This window comes from Mycobacterium sp. MFM001 (genome assembly GCF_003402475.1).
Taxonomy (GTDB): Bacteria; Actinomycetota; Actinomycetes; order Mycobacteriales; family Mycobacteriaceae; genus Mycobacterium.
Genome location: NZ_BFAB01000001.1, coordinates 255193 through 272834, shown reverse-complemented (window position 1 = coordinate 272834; position 17642 = coordinate 255193). Strand labels below are relative to the sequence as shown.

Annotated in this window: 19 protein-coding genes and 1 pseudogene; 15 read left to right on the top strand and 5 right to left on the bottom strand. The window is 66.9% G+C overall.

What is annotated here, in order from left to right; translation table 11 throughout:
- Nucleotides 1-39: 39 nt before the first annotated feature.
- Complete coding sequence (locus MFM001_RS01310) at nucleotides 40-921, top strand: acyl-CoA thioesterase II (protein ID WP_116372777.1); 882 nt, start codon at nucleotides 40-42, stop codon at nucleotides 919-921.
- Here MFM001_RS01310 and MFM001_RS01305 read toward each other — a convergent pair.
- From MFM001_RS01305 to MFM001_RS01295, 3 genes are read right to left on the bottom strand one after another with little or no spacing between them, the layout of a single operon-like run.
- A complete protein-coding gene (locus MFM001_RS01305; protein ID WP_116372775.1) occupies nucleotides 910-1590 on the bottom strand; it encodes a DUF427 domain-containing protein in 681 nt (226 codons plus the stop codon). The genes MFM001_RS01310 and MFM001_RS01305 overlap by 12 nt on opposite strands.
- Complete coding sequence (locus MFM001_RS01300) at nucleotides 1587-2087, bottom strand: TetR/AcrR family transcriptional regulator (protein WP_116372773.1); 501 nt, start codon at nucleotides 2085-2087, stop codon at nucleotides 1587-1589. The genes MFM001_RS01305 and MFM001_RS01300 overlap by 4 nt, the downstream gene beginning before the upstream one ends.
- On the bottom strand, nucleotides 2084-3187 hold the full coding sequence (locus MFM001_RS01295; RefSeq protein ID WP_238158831.1) for an ecdysteroid 22-kinase family protein: 1104 nt from the start codon (nucleotides 3185-3187) through the stop codon (nucleotides 2084-2086). The genes MFM001_RS01300 and MFM001_RS01295 overlap by 4 nt, the downstream gene beginning before the upstream one ends.
- An 83-nt stretch (nucleotides 3188-3270) precedes the next feature.
- On the opposite strand from MFM001_RS01295, the gene MFM001_RS01290 reads away from it, so the two are divergent.
- The 9 genes and pseudogenes from MFM001_RS01290 (at nucleotide 3271) to MFM001_RS01250 (ending at nucleotide 11213) form a co-directional block, all read left to right on the top strand.
- Entirely contained in the window at nucleotides 3271-4440 is a 1170-nt protein-coding gene (locus MFM001_RS01290; protein ID WP_116372771.1) for a CaiB/BaiF CoA-transferase family protein, read from the top strand.
- Nucleotides 4441-4510: 70 nt separating this feature from the next.
- Nucleotides 4511-5029: a hypothetical protein gene (locus MFM001_RS01285; protein ID WP_116372769.1), complete on the top strand. Its 519-nt coding sequence runs from the start codon at nucleotides 4511-4513 to the stop codon at nucleotides 5027-5029.
- A pseudogene (locus MFM001_RS01280) lies at nucleotides 5029-5190 on the top strand (NIPSNAP family protein); the annotation flags it as partial. The gene MFM001_RS01285 and the pseudogene MFM001_RS01280, both read left to right, overlap by 1 nt.
- Before the next feature lie 41 nt (nucleotides 5191-5231).
- Nucleotides 5232-6443: a cytochrome P450 gene (locus tag MFM001_RS01275; RefSeq protein WP_116372767.1), complete on the top strand. Its 1212-nt coding sequence runs from the start codon at nucleotides 5232-5234 to the stop codon at nucleotides 6441-6443.
- Between the two features lies 1 nt (nucleotide 6444).
- Nucleotides 6445-7413, top strand: a complete 969-nt coding sequence (locus MFM001_RS01270) for a zinc-binding dehydrogenase (RefSeq protein ID WP_116372765.1) — start codon at nucleotides 6445-6447, stop codon at nucleotides 7411-7413.
- The gene (locus MFM001_RS01265) at nucleotides 7410-8159 is read left to right on the top strand and encodes an HpcH/HpaI aldolase/citrate lyase family protein (RefSeq protein WP_116372763.1); all 750 of its coding nucleotides are present in this window, start codon (nucleotides 7410-7412) and stop codon (nucleotides 8157-8159) included. The genes MFM001_RS01270 and MFM001_RS01265 overlap by 4 nt, the downstream gene beginning before the upstream one ends.
- On the top strand, nucleotides 8156-8884 hold the full coding sequence (locus MFM001_RS01260; RefSeq protein WP_116372761.1) for an SDR family NAD(P)-dependent oxidoreductase: 729 nt from the start codon (nucleotides 8156-8158) through the stop codon (nucleotides 8882-8884). The genes MFM001_RS01265 and MFM001_RS01260 overlap by 4 nt, the downstream gene beginning before the upstream one ends.
- The gene (locus MFM001_RS01255) at nucleotides 8866-10329 is read left to right on the top strand and encodes an NAD(P)/FAD-dependent oxidoreductase (protein WP_116372759.1); all 1464 of its coding nucleotides are present in this window, start codon (nucleotides 8866-8868) and stop codon (nucleotides 10327-10329) included. Before MFM001_RS01260 ends, MFM001_RS01255 begins: the two co-directional genes overlap by 19 nt.
- On the top strand, nucleotides 10326-11213 hold the full coding sequence (locus MFM001_RS01250) for an alpha/beta hydrolase (RefSeq protein ID WP_116372757.1): 888 nt from the start codon (nucleotides 10326-10328) through the stop codon (nucleotides 11211-11213). The genes MFM001_RS01255 and MFM001_RS01250 overlap by 4 nt, the downstream gene beginning before the upstream one ends.
- Here the strand turns inward: MFM001_RS01250 and MFM001_RS01245 are convergent.
- Complete coding sequence (locus MFM001_RS01245) at nucleotides 11203-12303, bottom strand: alcohol dehydrogenase catalytic domain-containing protein (RefSeq protein WP_116373541.1); 1101 nt, start codon at nucleotides 12301-12303, stop codon at nucleotides 11203-11205. The genes MFM001_RS01250 and MFM001_RS01245 overlap by 11 nt on opposite strands.
- Before the next feature lie 14 nt (nucleotides 12304-12317).
- Between MFM001_RS01245 and MFM001_RS01240 the strand changes: the two genes are divergently transcribed.
- A complete protein-coding gene (locus MFM001_RS01240) occupies nucleotides 12318-12788 on the top strand; it encodes a thioesterase family protein (RefSeq protein WP_116372755.1) in 471 nt (156 codons plus the stop codon).
- 82 nt (nucleotides 12789-12870) lie between these two features.
- A complete protein-coding gene (locus MFM001_RS01235) occupies nucleotides 12871-13314 on the top strand; it encodes an SRPBCC family protein (protein WP_116372753.1) in 444 nt (147 codons plus the stop codon).
- On the opposite strand, the gene MFM001_RS01230 is transcribed toward MFM001_RS01235, so the two are convergent.
- The gene (locus MFM001_RS01230) at nucleotides 13311-14003 is read right to left on the bottom strand and encodes a GntR family transcriptional regulator (RefSeq protein ID WP_116372751.1); all 693 of its coding nucleotides are present in this window, start codon (nucleotides 14001-14003) and stop codon (nucleotides 13311-13313) included. The two genes, MFM001_RS01235 and MFM001_RS01230, sit on opposite strands and share 4 nt — an antisense overlap.
- A 97-nt stretch (nucleotides 14004-14100) precedes the next feature.
- On the opposite strand from MFM001_RS01230, the gene fadD5 reads away from it, so the two are divergent.
- From fadD5 to MFM001_RS01215, 3 genes are all read left to right on the top strand, one after another.
- Nucleotides 14101-15741, top strand: coding sequence for a fatty-acid--CoA ligase FadD5 (gene fadD5 / locus MFM001_RS01225; protein ID WP_116372749.1), 1641 nt, complete (start codon nucleotides 14101-14103; stop codon nucleotides 15739-15741).
- Nucleotides 15742-15954: 213 nt separating this feature from the next.
- Nucleotides 15955-16761 carry an ABC transporter permease gene (locus tag MFM001_RS01220; RefSeq protein WP_116372747.1) on the top strand — a complete coding sequence of 269 codons (807 nt, stop codon included), beginning with the start codon at nucleotides 15955-15957 and terminating at the stop codon, nucleotides 16759-16761.
- Nucleotides 16758-17627 (top strand): ABC transporter permease, encoded by an 870-nt coding sequence (locus MFM001_RS01215; protein WP_116372745.1) that lies wholly within the window; start codon nucleotides 16758-16760, stop codon nucleotides 17625-17627. The genes MFM001_RS01220 and MFM001_RS01215 overlap by 4 nt, the downstream gene beginning before the upstream one ends.
- Nucleotides 17628-17642 lie beyond the last annotated feature (15 nt).

Here is a 17642-nt window from a genome sequence, read left to right as displayed (position 1 = left end):
AGCTTTACATATATGTCCGAAAGTGTCACGCTGTAGGACATGACCACCGATGCCGATCAGACCCAGTGGTCCGTGGCGGGCCTGCTTGATTTGTTCGACGCGCGCGCCGACGGTGACAACCGGTTCAGCGCCGACACCGGGCTCGCCGGCGCCGACGAGCGTCAGGTGGTGGAAGGCTCCCAGGTGCTCGCGCAGGTGATTGTGGCTGTGGCCAAACGGTTTCCGGACAAGTCGGTGCGGTCCGCGCACGCGGTGTTCGTCCGTGCCGTCGTCGTCGGGCCGCCTGTCGAGTTCGAGATCGACGTCGTGCACGAGGGCCGGTCGACAGCCACCGCCGTCGTGGCGGCCATGCAGAACGGGCGGCGGTGCGTGACGGTGACCGTGCTGGCCGACGTCCCCTCGCCGGACGTCATCCGCCACCACATCCCGCGACCGGAGGTCGTCGGGCCCGCCGAGGCCAACGTCTCGCCGATGCCGATGATCGGGCGGGAGCTGCGTCTGGTGGACGTCGTCGACGTCAACAGTCCCGACGAGGTGGGCCCGCCGGAGCTGTACGCGTGGCTGCACTACGACCCGATCCCGGCGCGCGACGATTTGGCCAAGGCGTTGCTCGCGTACTTCACCGGCCACCTGGGCATCTCGACCACGATGCGGGCGCACGCCGGCATCGGCACCGCCCAGTCACACCTGACGGTGTCGACGGCGCCGATGACCCTCACGGTGAGCTTCCACGAGCCGGTGCGCTGGGACGGCTGGCTGTTGTATTCGCACGAAAGCACTCAGGTCGGTGCCGGAATGTCGTACATCCGCGGCACGGTGCACACCGAGGAGGGTGAGCTGCTGGCGTCGTTCACCCAGGAGGCGTTGATCCGTCCCATGCGGCAGACCGACACCACGATCGCGGTCCAGTCACGGCTGTGAAGGCAGCTCCGCGACGACGTCGGCGCGGGTGGCGTCGAAACTGAGAAACCCCTTGATCGGCAGGCTTTCCGGCGGCGGGTCCGGGTAGCTCCATGCGACGTCGTCGACCACTGTGTCGCCGACGATCGCGGCCCAATACGTGGCTGTCCCTTTGTAATTGCAGTAGGTCGACGTGTCGGTACGCCGCAGCAGATCGGTGCGGACCAATGACGGGTCGACGTAGAGCCGTGGCGGCAGCGCCGTTTCGAACACGATCACCGTGTCGTCGGTGTCCACCAGCGTCGTGCCGGCTACCTCCACGCGCAGCCGGCGCCGCGTGGGCCGGCAGTCCACCCGGTGATACGGGTTCGGGGGATAGTGCACGAGCGCGCGGCCTTCCTCGATCCAGGTGTCGACCGCATCCCAGGGCACCTGCACATAGCCGGGCGCCGCGGGCTCGGGCGTGCTGGGCAAGTCGCCGACCACCTCGGCCGGAAACGCATAGGACAGTGGGCAATTGGCGCGATGGACCAGCAACGTCCGCTCGGTGTCGATGACGGTCCGCCCGTTACGAACAGCCTGGACGCGCCGAGGATGTGGCTCGACGTACACCAGGTCGTTCGGCAACGGCGTGGAGAACCGGCCGGCCGGATCAGGACTCAGCGGTCCTCTGCCGGCGACGAGGCTCATGGCTTCAGCCCCACCGCGTGGCGAAGCTGTGCCAGGAACTGGTCGCCGTCGTCACTGCGGACCAGGTAATGCGATACCGCCACCCGGATGGCGGTCGCGGCCTTGACCGCGCCGTTGGGCCCGGGAAGCAGCCGCTGCAGGCGTGCCCGCATCACCGGAATCACTTCGGACAGTTGGGCAATGGTGACTTCGGGCTCGACATCGACAAGGCGCACACCCGAATAGGACTGCTGGTACTCGACGATGAACCGCAGTGCGGCGTCGAGTTTGTCGGTCCCGTGTAAGCCGGCGGTCGCCCGGCTGATGCCGGTGTCGAACATCTGGCGCTCGTGGATACCGAAGGCGTCGAGCAGCTCCTCCTTGGAGGCAAACCACCGATAAAGTGTCGGCCGCGAAACCCCCGCCTGCGCAGCGACATCGGACAGGTTGAGTTTGGTCCTGCCGTTACGGCTGAGCACGTCGGTGGTGGCCATCAGGATCCGGTCGCGGGTGCTCATCCCGACAGCGACTTCTCGAGCAGGGCCACAGTGTCCAAGTCCTCGAGCGCGGCGACGGCGCGGCGCACCCCTTCCAGCGCGACGCCCTCGGCTTGCATACCGCCCATCCCCGCGGTGATCACCGATGCCACATAGGCATACAGCGCCGCCGTCCGGTACCGCTCCCACAACTCGTCGCGGTCGAGGCGTGGCCCGCCCGCCGCGGCGAGCGCCCGCCGATACTCGTCGAGCAGGTCACGCTCGGCGGCCTGCCGATCCGACGTGGTCATGCCGGTGATCAGGGAGTACGACAGTTCGCGGCTGGGGTGGCCGCGGCGCACCGCCTGCCAGTCCAGCAGACCCGCCTCGCCGTTGCGGAAGTAGACGTTGCCCGGGTGGGCATCTCCGTGCATCACGGTGTGCGGCGGTGTGTCGATCAGCTGCGCCACGGCGCGATAGTTGTCGTCGATGAAGCGGCCGGAGTGCACCGGGATCGACGTGCGCTCGGCCAGCCGGCGCGCGGAGACCTTGAGCAGCGGACCGGTCAGCAGCGAAGTGTGATCGCCCGACGCGCTGTAGACCCAGCCGGGCGGCCGCTCCCAGAACGTCGCGTGCAGCCGCGCGAGCAGCTCGACGATCAGACCGGCCCGGTCCGTGTCGAGCGGGTGCAACGTGTCGGGGAAGTCGCACCGGTCGACCGCCAGGTCCTCCAGCACCAGCACATACCGACCGGTGAGCGGATCGAACGCGCTGCCATGGCACGCCGGCACCCCGGACAATAGTGGTGAAAGTTGGCTGTAGAAGCGGACTTCGGTGTGTGCGAGCCGGCCCAGTTCGCCCATCAGCCGCGTTGCCGCGGTTTCGGCCGGCATCTTGACGAAAACCGAGGCCGGCACGCCGTCGCCGGTGAGCTTTAACCGGGCCCGCGACGACGTGCCCGCGTCGCCGTCGAGGACTGACACCGAGGTCACGGTCCGGCCCAGCAGCCGCGACAAAACGGTTTCGTCGAGATCGGCGACCCGCCGCGGAAACGATCGCAGGCCACCGAGCACGGCATCGGTGACGACGCGCTGCAAGCCCCGGCCGAGGTGTCCGGCCAGACCCGCCACATTGCCCGCCACCGGTCGATAGCCTCCTAATTCCGCCAGCCTACCCGGCTAGCTTACAAATCAAAGCAAAAGTGTAAACATGATTGGAGGGCTCCGTGGCGGGACCGCTGGAAGGCATGAGGGTCGTCGAGCTCGGCGTCTGGGTCGCGGCTCCGGCCACCGGCGGCATCCTCGCCGACTGGGGCGCCGACGTCGTCAAGATCGAACCGCCGACCGGTGACCCGGCCCGGATGTTCGGCCGGATGCTGGGGGTCGAGGACGGGTCGAGCCCGCCGTTCGAGATGGACAACCGATCCAAACGCAGCGTGGTGCTGGATCTCACCACCGACGACGGTCGCGCCACTGCGCTCGAATTGCTCAGCGACGCCGATGTTTTCGTCACCAACGTGCGGCCCGGCGCGCTGCGCCGCCTCGGTCTGGACTACGAGAGCGTGGCGGCCGGCAACCCCGGCCTGGTTTACGGCTTGATCACCGGCTACGGGCTGACCGGCCCGGACGCCGACCGCGCTGCCTATGACATCGCGGCGTTTTGGGCTCGCGCCGGGGTGGCGCATCTGCTCACCCGTCCCGGCGACACGCCGCCGTTTCAGCGCGGCGGGATGGGTGACCACACCGCGGGCATGACCCTGGCCGCGGCGATCTGTGCGGCGCTGATCGCGCGCGCCCGCACCGGCGCCGGGCAACTGGTGACCACGTCGTTGTACCGGCAGGGTGCCTACACCGTCAGCTTCGACCTCAACACCTTTCTGCTCACCGGCCACCCGATCGCGATCGGGCAGCGCGAGTCGATGGGCAACCCGTGCATGAACAACTACACCGCTGGCGACGGACGGCGGTTCTGGATCGTGGGGCTCGAAGGTGAGCGGCATTGGCCGCCGCTGTGCCGGGCGGTCGGCCGCCCCGAATGGCTGACCGATCCCCGCTTCGCGCGGCCACGGGCGCGTGCCGCCAACGCCGCCGAGCTCATCGCCGAACTGGACGAGATCTTCGCGACCAAATCGCTGGACGAGTGGGCGGAAACCTTTGCGCGCGAACCGGATTTCTTCTGGTCGCCGATCAACACAGTCGAGGATGTGATTGCCGACGAGCAGTTCCACGCCGGCGGCGGCCTGGTTCATGTACCCGACGGCGACGGCGGTGTGCCGATGGTCGCGACGCCCGTCGACTTTCACGGCACGCCCTGGGAGCCGCGCTCGACCGCGCCCGCTCTCGGCGAGCACACCGACGAAATTCTGGCCGAGCTTGCGGCCCGCCGGGGCAGATAGAGGCTTTACAGATTCGCCTGAAAGTGTCACGCTGTAGTCGCTCTGCCCGCTACGCACCAAGGATGATGCGATGACGACGTCGACCGTGGCATTCGGCGGCGCACCGGCCAACCGTTCGCGCAGTCGTGAACTGAACTATCGGCTCGATGTGGTGGCTTCCGACGTCGTCGACGTCGTGCGCTCGGCCGGAGGGTGGCTGTTCGACCGGGCGATGGCCGGCTGGGAGGTCAGCGTCCTGCTTCCCGCGTCGTTCGATGCGCGGCCGTTGCAGATCCTGGGGGTGCGGACGCTGGAGTGTCACGCAGATGTCGGCGGCGCCGGATTGGCTGTCGGCGCAGAGGCTTTCGCATCCGATGCGGGCATTCGCGACATGGTGCTCAAGGCGCTGGACCACAGCCTGACCGAAGTGGTGCTGTGGGGCGACGAGTGGCCGCTCGGCGTCGATCGCGCGACGACGGCGGTGCACCATCGGTTGAGTGCTGCGGCGCGCGTGTTCAAACGCCACGCGTTGGCCGCGGCGGGGGTTGCGGCGACGGTGGGCCCGACCGAAACATTGCGCAGCGACCAGAACACGTGGCTATCGGTCTGATGCGCAAGTACTACAGCCACACGCTGCTCTACCTGCACGAGACCGTCACGCTGGGCTCCGGACGCAGCGACCGGTTCACCGAGGTGTTCGGCGACACCTACCACCCGATGATGGTCGAACTGGGCGCCCGGTTGTTCGCGATGTGGGAGACCACGCCTTATGAGGACTCGATCCTGCAGGCCCTGCCCCCCTCGCCGCTGCAATGAGTTTCGCCTACGACCCGTTCGACCCGGCGGTGATGGCCGATCCGCTGCCCTTCTACCGCGTGCTGCGCGATGAGTATCCGCTGTACTACCTGCCGAAGTGGGACACCTACGCGCTGTCGCGCTTCGACGACATCTGGCGGGTGCTGGAAGTCAACGACGGGACATTCGTCGCCTCGGAGGGAACCCTGCCCGCCGCAACGGTTTTGGCCCGGCACAACGACGGACCGGTGCCTGATCCGCCGTGGCATCCGTTGCCGTTTCACGCAGTGTTCGACGCGCCGATCTACAACGGCGTCCGCCGCGCCCACAGCCAGCCGCTGCGGCCAAGGCCGGTCGCCCAACTGGAAGAACGGATCCGGCAGCTGGCCAACGAGCGGCTCGACCTGCTGTTACCGCGGGGCAGTTTCGACCTGACCCAGGACTACGGCGGCATCGTGGCGGCCTCGATGGTCTGCGACTTGCTTGGCCTGCCAACCGATCTCGCGGCCGACATCCTCGCCGCGGTCAACGCCGGCAGCCTGCCTGCGCCCGACACCGGTGTCGACACCGCCCAGGCCCGGCCCGGCTACCTGGAATACCTCACCCCGGTGGTCACGCGGCGACGCGCCAACCCCGCCGACGGCGAGCTTCCGGTGGTCGACGGGCTCCTCGGCTACCGGCTGCCCGACGGCAGCGAACTCGATGACGTCGAGACCGCCACCCAGCTGCTGTGCATCCTGATCGGTGGGACCGAGACCGTGCCCAAGATCGTCGCCCAGGGACTGTGGGAACTCAGCCGGCGTCCCGAGCAGCTGGCCGCGGTGCGCGCGGATCCGGACACCAACGTCCCCATCGCTCGCGAGGAAATGGTGCGCTATTGCGCTCCGGCGCAATGGTTTGCGCGCACAGCGCGGAAACCGTTCGCGATTCACGACACCACGATCCGGCCCGGGCAGCGGATCATCACGCTGCTGGCATCGGCCAACCGCGACGAGCGGGAATACCCTGCGCCCGACGACTTCATCTGGAACCGGCCGATCAAGCGGTCGCTTGCCTTCGGCCGCGGCCAGCACTTCTGCCTGGGCTATCACCTTGCCCGCCTAGAGATCTCGGTGATGGTCACAGAATGGCTGCGGCGGGTTCCCGACTACCGCGTCGACGGCGAGAACGCGTTCCGGCCCCCGTCCAGCTTCCAGTGGGGCTGGAGCAGCGTCCCAGTGGAGGTCTGACGTGTGGTCGTACCGGATCACAGCGCCGTATCAGTTCGAGCGGACCTCGATTCCCGAAAAGACGCCAGATCAGCTGGGCGAGGGCCAGGTGCTGCTGCGCTTCCTGGCGGCCGGAGTCTGCGGCAGCGACCTGCCAGCGTTTCGCGGTGTGCGGGGCCGACTTCCAGGCGACGACGGCCGCAGCGCCGCCGAGAAAGACGGTTACCCGATCCACGAAATAGCCGGCGAAGTGATCGCCAGCCGCCATCCTGAGCATCGGCCGGGCGATCGCGTGGTGGGCTGGGCGTCCGGATTCGACGGCCTGATGGAACGGGTCATCAGCGACGGCGACGGGCTTGCGCCCTACGACCCGGCGCTCACACCTGCGTTGGCGATCGGTCTGCAGCCGTTGGCGTGTGTGCTCTACGCCGTCGAGCAGCTGCCCGCACTGGGCGGCCGCCACGTCGCGATCCTGGGCCAGGGTTCGATCGGGCTGCTGTTCTCCTACGTGGCCAAAGCGGCTGGCGCCGAGCAGGTCACCGGTGTCGACCCGGTCGATAGGTCCGGAGTAGCACCAATATTCGGTGTCGACACCATGGTCCGTGCCACGAGCGACCGGTGGGTCAGCCAACTGACCGACCGGCCGGACGTCGTCATCGAAGCGGTCGGCCATCAGGTCGCCACGTTGAACCACGCCATCGCAGCCGCAGCGCCGGGCGGCATCGTGTTCTACTTCGGCGTCGCCGACGACGACAGCTATCCGATCAGCATGCGTACGATGCTGCGCAACAATTTGACACTGAAATCCGGTGTGACACTGGATCGTCGGCGAATGCTCGACCTCGCCGGGAAATTCGCCGCCGAGCACCCGAAGCTGCTCGGAACCTATCTGACGCACACCTTCGGCATCGACGACGTGCAAGCAGCTTTCGACTTGGCGTGTCGTCCGGCACCTGAGCGGGTCAAGATCGCGATCATGGACGCCGCATGACTCCCAGCCACTTGCAGGAAGGACTCGGTCGTGGCGGACCGATCTGGGGTGGCTGGATCACCGGGCCGACCCTGATGGGTCCCGAGGAATTCGCCCGAGCCGGTTACGACTACGTCGGTTTCGACGCCCAGCACAGCTATCTCGACGACGCCGACATCGCCGGCATGCTGCGTCGCCTCGAACATGTGCCCATCGCCACCGTGGTGCGCCTGTCGTCGGCCGACCCGGCGCCGATCGGCCGTGTGCTCGACGCCGGAGCCGACGGCATCGTCGTCGCGATGATCGAATCGGCCGAGCAGGCGGCGGCCGCCGTGGCCGCCACCCGATACCCGCCGGCCGGTGTGCGCAGCTTCGGTCCGCTACGGCCAAGCCTCGGCTACGACACCGCCGCGCTGGAGCAGCGGGTGAGCGTCTTCGCAATGATCGAAACCGCTGCTGCGCTGATCGACCTCGACCAAATCTGCGCCGTGCCAGGGCTTTCCGGCATCTACGTCGGACCGGCCGATTTGGCGATCTCGATGGGTGTCGACGTACGCAAGTCCACCAGTCACCCGGAGGTGCTGGACGCCATCGCGCGCATTCAGCGCACGGCTGCGGCCGCGAACCTGGTCACCGGCATTCACGCCGGGACCGGGACCAACGGCCGTGCGATGGCCGGGCTGGGCTACCAGATGATCACGCTGGCAGCGGAATCCCAGGCGCTGCGCCGCGGCGCGGCGGAATTCCTCAAGGAGGCATCGTCGTGAGCCGGCGGATCGCTCTGGTGACCGGGGCCGCCCGCGGGCAGGGCTGGGCCATTGTGCAACGGCTGCGCACCAACGACTTTCACGTCGCAGCGTGCGATGTGAACACCGCCGAACTGTCGGCCGTGGTCGACGGGCTTGACGATGACGCGGTAATCGCCGTCCCGCTCGACGTCACCTCGGAGCCGCAATGGGAGCAAGCAGTGACCACCGTTGTCGACCGGTTCGGCGGGCTGACCACGCTGGTCAACAACGCCGGTCTTCTGCACCGTGCGCCGATCGCCGACGAGACCGTCGAGGGATTCGAAACCGCGTGGCGCGTCAACTGTCTGGGCCCCTTTCTGGGCATCCAGGCAGCGCTGGCCCAGTTGCGTGCGGCCGAGGGCGCGGCGGTCGTCAACACCTGCAGCACCGGGGCGCTGCGCCCCTTCCCGCAGCACAGCGCATACGGTTCGGCGAAGTGGGCCCTGCGAGGACTCACCCAGATCGCCGCCGCCGAGCTCGCACCCGACAAGATCCGCGTCAACGCCGTCTTCCCTGGCCCGATCGCGACACCAATGCTCGACGAGGCCACCCAAGCGCGGCTCGTCGCGACCTCGATAGCCGGCCGCATCGGGCAGCCAACCGAAGTCGCCGACGCCGTGGCCTTTCTGGTCTCGGACCAGGCGTCATTCATCACCGGTGCCGAACTCGTCGTCGACGGTGGGCAATGCCTGCAGCTTGCATGAACGTCGGCATCATCGGTGCCGGACCGGGCGGCCTCGCCCTGGGAATATTGCTGCGACGGGCCGGCTTTCGCGACTTCACCATCTTCGACCGCGAGGACGGCGTCGGCGGAACCTGGCGGATCAACACCTATCCCGGGCTGGCCTGCGACGTGAAGTCACATCTGTATTCCTACTCGTTTGAGCTGAACCCGCACTGGTCGCGGCTCTGGTCGGGCCAGCCCGAAATCTTGGGCTACTTCGAACGTTGCGCCGAACGGTACGGGCTAGATCCACATCTGCGGCTGGGCACCGAGATTCGCTGCGCCCACTGGGACGCCGGCACACAGCAGTGGCGGCTGACCACTACGGCGGGGGAGCAGCATTGCTTCGACGTCGTGGTGTCGGCGGTCGGGTTGTTCACCCGGCCGGTGATGCCGCGCCTGGTAGAGGAGGAGCCGTTCAGCGGAACGGTGATGCACTCGGCGCGCTGGGATCATTCTGTCGATGTCGCCGGTGCGCGGGTCGCCGTCCTGGGAACCGGGTCGACAGCCTCGCAGCTGGTGCCCGAGCTGGCCAAGGCCGCCGCCAAGGTCTACTCGGTGCAGCGCTCGCCGACGTGGATACTGCCCAAGCCGGACAGGCCGTATACCCCCTGGGAGCGTTGGATTTTCGCCCACGTCCCGCTGGCACGTAAGCTGTACCGCACCCGGCTGTGGCTGCGCAGTGAGGCCAACATCTCGGTGATCGAGCACGGCAGTGACAAGACCCACGAGTTCACTTCGATTGCGCTGCGGCTGTTGGAAAACACCGTCGACGACGAGCAGCTTCGCCGCACGTTGACCCCGGACCATCCGATGGGCTGCAAACGGCTGGTCTTCTCCTCGGACTACCTGCAGGCATTGACACAGCCCAACGTCGAGGTGCTGAGCAGCCCCGCACGTGCCCTGCGCGCCCACTCGTTGGTCACCGAGGACGGCACCGAACGCGACGTCGACGTGGTGGTCTGCGCGACCGGGTATGCGGCCGCCGACTACCTCGGCGAGATCGACGTGATCGGCGAGGGCGGGGTAGCGCTGCGCGACGTGTGGCGCGACGGCGCCCACGCGTATCTGGGGATGGCGGTGCCCGGATTCCCGAATTTCTTCATGCTCTACGGCCCCAACACCAACGTCGGGTCCAACAGCGTGATCTTCGTACTGGAAGCCCAGGCACGCTACATCGTCCGGGCTGTGAAATACCTGCGGCGCACACGCAAACGGTATGTGTCGGTGCGGCCCGAGGCGATGGCGCGGTTTCTCGCCAAGATCGATCAGTGGATGCAGGGGACGGTGTGGACCACCCAGTGCAGCAACTACTTTCGTGCCGCCAACGGACGCGTCGTCACGCAGTGGCCACGCAGCGCCCGCGCGTTCTGGGGCATGACGCGCCGATTCAAGCCCGGCGACTTCACCTTCGAGCCGCCATGATGGACCGGCTCGACCCGGTTCTGCGCATGCTGCCGCTGACCCGCACCGACCTGTCCGCGATTGGGCCGGCCCGCGAATCGCTGAACGAGCGCCGGCGCGCGGCCGCCCAAACTCTAGACACCACGGGTCTGCGGATCTGCGACGCCGTCGCCGGGTCGGTTCCGGTGCGGATCTACCGCGGCGGACTGTCGCCCGCGCCCGCCGTTGTCTACTGCCACGCCGGCGCGTTCGTGCTGGGCAACCTCGACATCGACCACCGGCAGTGTGTGGAGCTGGCCAGGCGCGGCAGCTGCACGGTGGTGTCGGCCGACTATCGGCTGGCCCCGGAGCATCCGTACCCGGCTGCGCTCGACGACGCGGTCGCAGTGCTGAAGTGGGTGATCGGCAATGCGGCCGAACTGGATGTCGACCCGTCGCGTGTTGCGGTCGCCGGCAACAGCGCGGGTGCCGCGCTGGCGGCGTGCCTCGCGCAACGAGCCGGAGACGTGGTGATGTTCCAATTGCTGCACCAGCCGGTACTCGATGACCGGCCCACCCCGTCGAAGGACGAATTCGCAACGACGCCGGCGTTCGACGGCCCCGCCACCGAGCTGATGTGGCGGCACTATCTGGGGCCGACGCCGCCGTCGGCCGATGCCGTGCCCGCCCGACACACCGAATTAGGCGGGCTGCCAGCGGCTTTCATCACCTGCTCGGAGGTCGACCCGCTTCGCGACGAAGCGCTCGACTACGCCGCGCGTCTGTTAAGGGCCGGCGTCGCCACCGAATTGCACGTCTTTCCCGGAACGTGCCATGGCTTCGATTCGCTGTTGCCCGACTGGGACGTGGCGCAGCGGTTGTTCGAGTTGCAAGGCGCGGCGTTGGGCCGCGCGTTCAAAAGGTGATCAGCTGACGCACCGCGGTGCCGTCGGCAAGCCGATCCATCGCCTCGTTGATGTCGTCCAAGGTGATCTGCGATGACACCAGCGCCTCCACCGGCAGCCGGCCCGCCCGCCACAGCTCCACGAACCGCGGAATGTCACGCGACGGCACCGCCGAGCCCAGGTAGCTGCCGATCAGCGACCGGCCCTCGGCGACAAAACCCAACGGCGACACAGTAATTCGGGCATCCGGCGGCGGCAGCCCGACCGTGATGGTCCGGCCGCCCGGGGCGGTCAACTCGATAGCCGTCTGTAGCGCGGCGGGGTTGCCGACTGCCTCGACCACGATCGGCGCCTTGACCCCGACTGCCTGCTCCGGGGTGTACGTCTCGTGGGCGCCGAGATCCCGTGCAGCCGTGAGCTTCTCGGGCACCTGGTCGACGGCGACCACGCGGACGTCGTCGTGCGCCAGCGCGGTCAGCACCGCAGCCATGCCGACGCCGCCGAGACCGACGACGGCCACGGTCTGGCCGGGTTGCGGCACACCGACATTCAAAACGGCCCCGCCACCGGTCAGCACCGCGCACCCCAGCAGCGCCGCCACATCGGGCGGCACATCATCCGGCACCGGAACGACACTGGCGCGATGGACCACCGCATGCGTCGCAAACCCCGACACACCCAGGTGGTGATACACCGGCTGGCCACCGCGGCGCAGCCGCATGCCGCCGCCCAGCAGGGTCCCGGCGGTGTTGGCGGCACTGCCCGGTTCACACGGCGTCAGGCCCTCGGTGGCGCACGCCGCGCAGCGACCGCAGCGCGGCAGGAACGCCATCACCACCCGCTGGCCGACGCTCACGTCGCCAACGCCGTCGCCGACACGTTCGACGATCCCGGCCGCCTCGTGCCCCAGTAGCATCGGCACCGGCCGCACCCGATTGCCGTCGACCACCGACAGGTCGGAGTGGCATACGCCGGCGGCCTCGATGCGCACCTGCAGTTCGCCGGCGCCGGGCGGTGCCAGGTCCACCTCGGTGACACTGATCGGCCGGGATTGCGCGTAAGGGCGTGGCGATCCGATGCGCTCCAGCACGGCGCCCCGGATTTGCAGCATGTTCGAATACAACCATGACGCCAGTCCCGCCCACACCGGACAACCTGACCAGCCGCGACTTTCCGGTGCTCTGGCCGGTGCTTACCCGATGGGCCGACAACGACATGTTCGGCCACCTCAACAACGCCGTCTATTACCAACTCTTCGACACCGCGATCAACGCCTGGATCAACACCAACGTCAACGTGGATCCCGTCGCCACCCCGGTGCAAGGCATCGTCGCGGAGTCAGGCTGCCGCTACTTCTCCGAACTACACTTCCCGCAGCGTCTGGTCGTCGGCCTGGCGGTGACTCGACTGGGCCGCAGCAGCGTCACCTATCGGCTGGGCATCTTCCGCGCCGGCGAAGAACTCGCCGACGGCGAAGATCAGGCGGTCGCCGCGCTCGGCCACTGGGTGCACGTCTACGTCGACCGGACCAGCCGCAAACCGCACCCGATTCCCGACTCCATTCGGACATTGCTGTCGACGGCCTGCGTCGAGTAGCCACCGCCAAGCAGAAGCCACGGCTGTACACCCTGCGAAATCACGACCATGGCTTCTGTTTCGCGTCGGATAACCTAGCCCAATGCCGATCGTGAGCAAGACCGTCGAAGTCGCCGCCGATGCGGCCTCGATCATGAGCATCGTCGCCGACTTCGAGTCGTATCCCCAGTGGAACGAGGAGATCAAAGGTCTGTGGGTGTTGGCCCGCTACGACGACGGCCGGCCCAGCCAGCTACGGCTCGACGCCGCATGGCAAGGCATCGAGGGCACCTATATCCAGGCGGTGTATTACCCGAGTCCCAACCAGATTCAGACCGTCATGCAGCAGGGCAACCTGTTCACCAAACAAGAGCAGTTGTTTTCCGTGGTCGAGATGGGCTCGACGTCGCTGCTGACGGTCGATATGGATGTCGAGACCGAGATGTCGGTGCCCAAACCGATGGTCAAGTCGATGGCCAACAACGTGCTGGACTATCTGGCGGAGAACCTCAAAAAGCGCGCCGAGCAACTGGCCGCCAACCGCTAACCCCAGATCCCGCTCTCGTCCAACTTCTCGCTCAGCCGACGCGCGCCGTCGACGAACTGCCAGTTGGTGTGCTCGATGACGGCTGCGGCGTCGCGACGGCGCAACGCGTCAATCAGCCGCCGGTGGTTCTCGACCGCTGCCTCACCCCAACTCCGATCCGCCGCGTACACCCGCAGGGGCATATAGCGCGCGGCATGCAACAGAAACCACGCCAGCTTGATCCGGCCGGTGGCGCGGTTGAAGGCCCGGTGGAACGCGAACTCAGTGGTTGCGATCGCCTCGACGTCGGCGGCCGCGACGACCGCCGCCAACGACTGGTTGATCCGTTCGAGTTCGTCGATTTCCGCATCGGTGATCTGCTGTGCGGCCGTCGCGGCGAGCTCCTTGGCGATCGTGGCCTGCAGCCAGAAAATGTCGTCGATGTCCTGGCGGGTCAGCGGTACCACCACATGACCGCGATGCGGCTCGAGCTGCACCATGCCCTCGCCGCTGAGCTTCAGCAGCGCCTCCCGCACCGGGGTGATGCTGACGCCGAGTTTGGCAGCGGTCTCGTCGAGCCGGATGAACGTCCCGGGCGCCAGTGCGCCCGACATGATCGCGGCCCGCAAATGACCTGCGACCTCGTCGGATAACTGGGCACGTCGCAGCGGCAGCCGACTGCGCGGATGCGCGGAAGTGGGCGCGTTCACGGGGCTTGTCTTCGCGGCACCAAGACCATAATGTGACCCAGACAACACCAAGTTTTATCAAATATCAACTTCGCCACCAGACGAAGGGAACCGCTAGTTGACCGCGCAGTTGACCGCCACCACCGAGCAGCCCTACCTGTCCCGCCGGCAGAACTGGGTGAATCAACTCGAGCGCCACGCGCTGATGCAACCGGGCGCGACGGCGTTGCGGTTCCTCGGCCGCACGATCACCTGGGCCGACCTTCACCGCCGCGTCACCGCGCTGGCCGGCGCCCTGAGCCGCCGCGGGCTCGGCTTCGGGGACCGGGTGATGATCTTGATGCTCAACCGGCCCGAGTTCGTCGAGTCGGTGCTGGCGGCCAACATGCTCGGCGCCATCGCGGTGCCGGTGAACTTCCGGCTCACGCCGACCGAGCTCGCATTCCTGGTCGAGGACTGCGAGGCGCGGGTGATGATCACCGAACCGGTGCTGGCCGCCGTGGCCACCGGCGTCCGCAACGTCACGCCGGTGCTCGACATGATCGTCGTGGCCGAGGCGGCCGGTGACGACGGCGTCGTCGGCTACGAAGAGCTGATCGACGAGACCGGCGATCCACACGAACCGGTCGACATTCCCAACGACTCGCCGGCGCTGATCATGTACACATCCGGCACCACCGGGCGACCGAAGGGCGCGGTGCTGACCCACACCAATCTCACCGGGCAGACGATGACGGCCCTGTATACCAGCGGCGCAGACCTCAACAACGACGTCGGATTCATCGGGGTGCCGTTCTTTCACATCGCCGGGGTCGGCAACATGCTGACCGGGATGCTGCTCGGCATTCCCACGGTGATCCATCCACTGGGCGCATTCGATCCAGGGCAACTGCTCGACGTCCTGGCCGCAGAGAAGGTGACCGGGATTTTCCTGGTGCCGGCCCAATGGCAAGCGGTTTGCGCTGCGCAGCAGGCGAATCCGCGCGACGTTCGATTACGGGTGATGTCGTGGGGTGCTGCGCCTGCGTCGGACACTTTGCTGCGCCAGATGTCGGAAACGTTCCCGGGAACCCAGATACTGGCCGCGTTCGGCCAGACCGAGATGTCCCCGGTCACCTGCATGCTGCTCGGTGACGACGCGATTCGTAAGCGAGGATCGGTCGGCAAAGTGATCCCGACCGTTGCCGCGCGGGTGGTCGACGACAACATGCACGACGTGGCGACAGGCGAAGTCGGTGAAATTGTCTACCGCGCACCGACGTTGATGAGCGGCTACTGGAACAACCCGCAGGCCACGGCGGAGGCGTTTGCCGGCGGCTGGTTCCACTCCGGTGACCTCGTCCGGATGGACGAGGACGGCTACGTCTGGGTAGTCGACCGCAAGAAGGACATGATCATCTCCGGCGGCGAGAACATTTACTGCGCCGAGGTGGAGAACGTCCTTGCGAGTCATCCCGCCATCGTCGAAGTCGCCGTGATCGGCCGCCCGGACGAGAAGTGGGGAGAGGTGCCGATCGCGGTGGCCGCGGTCGCGGCGGAGGGTCCGCAAAACAACTTGAGCCTCAAGGACCTCGACGAGTTCCTCACCGAACGACTCGCGCGCTACAAGCACCCGAAAGGTCTCGAGATCGTCGACGCGCTGCCGCGCAACCCCGCGGGCAAGGTGCTCAAGACGGAACTGCGGGCCCGATACGGCGCCACGATAGCCTCCGAAACCGCGTCTGAATCAAGAGATTCTGCGACCGGCGCAGGAGGCTGACATAACAATAAGGTCCCAGGTCAAACTGACGAAAGGTCAATAGTGCGGATGCGGTGCGCAGGGAGCGCGCCATCGGGTATGGTCCTGTGGTCTCGCTTACTACCCCTGGGTAACGAGGCGGCGGTCACACACGTGGATGGGGCAAGGAGGAGGCGTGCGACATGATCCGCCGCGACGTCGCAAGGCACGCGGTTCCGTCGTGAGGGGGCTCCGATGACGACGACTCAGCCACGGCTCCACGATTATGTTCGCGACCAACTCGGTCCACCGCTGGTGCTTGTCGGCGGTTTCTTCCGGATGTGCACGCTAACCGGAAAAGCTTTGTTCCGCACGCCATTTCAGTGGCGTGAGTTCATCCTGCAGTGCTGGTTCATCATGAGGGTCGCGCTGCTGCCCACAATGGCCGTCTCTATCCCGGTGACGGCGCTTTTCATCTTCACGTTCAACATCCTGCTGATTCAGGTTGGCGCCGCCGACATCTCGGGCGCGGGCGCCGGAATCGCGGTGATCACTCAGATCGGTCCGATCAACACGGTGCTGGTGGTCGCGGGTGCGGTGTCGACGGCAATCTGCGCCGACCTGGGGGCGCGCACCATCCGCGAAGAGATCGACGCGATGGAGGTGCTGGGCATCGACCCCATTCACCGGTTGGTGGTGCCCCGCGTGCTGGCCTGCGCCTTGGCCTCGATGCTGCTCAACGCCCTGGTGTGCATGGTCGGCCTGGTCGGCGGCTTCCTTTTCGGCGTTTACATGCAAAACATCTCGGCTGGCGCCTACCTGTCCTCGCTGACCCTGGTGACCGGTCTGCCGGAGGTCGTCATCGCCACGGTGAAGGCCTTGACGTTCGGACTCATTGCGGGACTAGTGGGTTGCTATCGCGGGCTGACGGTGCGCGGCGGTTCCAAGGGCCTTGGCACCGCGGTCAACGAGACCGTGGTCCTGTGCGTGGTCGCGCTGTTCGCGGTCAACGTGGTGCTGACCACCATCGGTGTTCGATTCGGAACGGGGGCCCTGGGATGAGCATGGCCCAAGTGCTGCGGACCCGTTTCCCGCGGGCATCCGCGAATCTTCGTCGCTACAGCGGCAGTGTCACTCGACCACTCGACGAAGCCGGCAGGCTGGGCTGGTTCGCGGTCATCGGCGGGCGCGACATGGCCTGGGCCGTCACGCGTTACCGCAAGGAGATCCTGCGGCTCATCGCCGAGATCGGCATGGGCACCGGCGCCATGGCCGTCGTCGGCGGGACCGCGGTCATCATCGCGTTCGTGTCGCTGTCCGCCGGCTCGCTGGTCGCCATTCAAGGTCTCGCGTCGCTGGGCCACATCGGCCTTCAGACCCTGCTCGGATTCCTCGCCGCGTTCATCAACGTGCGTCTCGTCGCCCCCATCGTCACGGGCATCGCGCTGGCGGCCACGGTCGGCGCCGGCGCCACCGCGGAACTCGGCGCCATGCGCATCAGTGAAGAGATCGACGCGCTGGAGGTCATGGGCATCAAGTCGATGGCGTACCTGGTGTCCACCCGGGCGCTGGCCGGACTGGTCGTGATCATCCCGCTCTACTCGGTGGGCCTGATCCTGTCGTTCCTGTCTCCGCAGGCGCTGACGACGGTGTTGTACGGACAGTCTTCGGGTACTTACGAGCACTATTTCCGAACGTTCTTGCGCCCCAACGACGTGTTTTGGTCATTCGTGGAGGTCATCATCATCGCGGGGGTCGTGATGCTCACCCATTGCTATTACGGGTACAACGCCAGCGGCGGTCCGGTCGGGGTCGGTGAGGCGGTCGGCCGCTCGATGCGTTTCTCGCTGGTCTCGACGCCCGTCGTCATGTTGTTGGCCGAAATGGCGCTCTACGGCGTCGACCCGAACTTCGCATTCACGGTGTAAGGCAAGGGGATACAC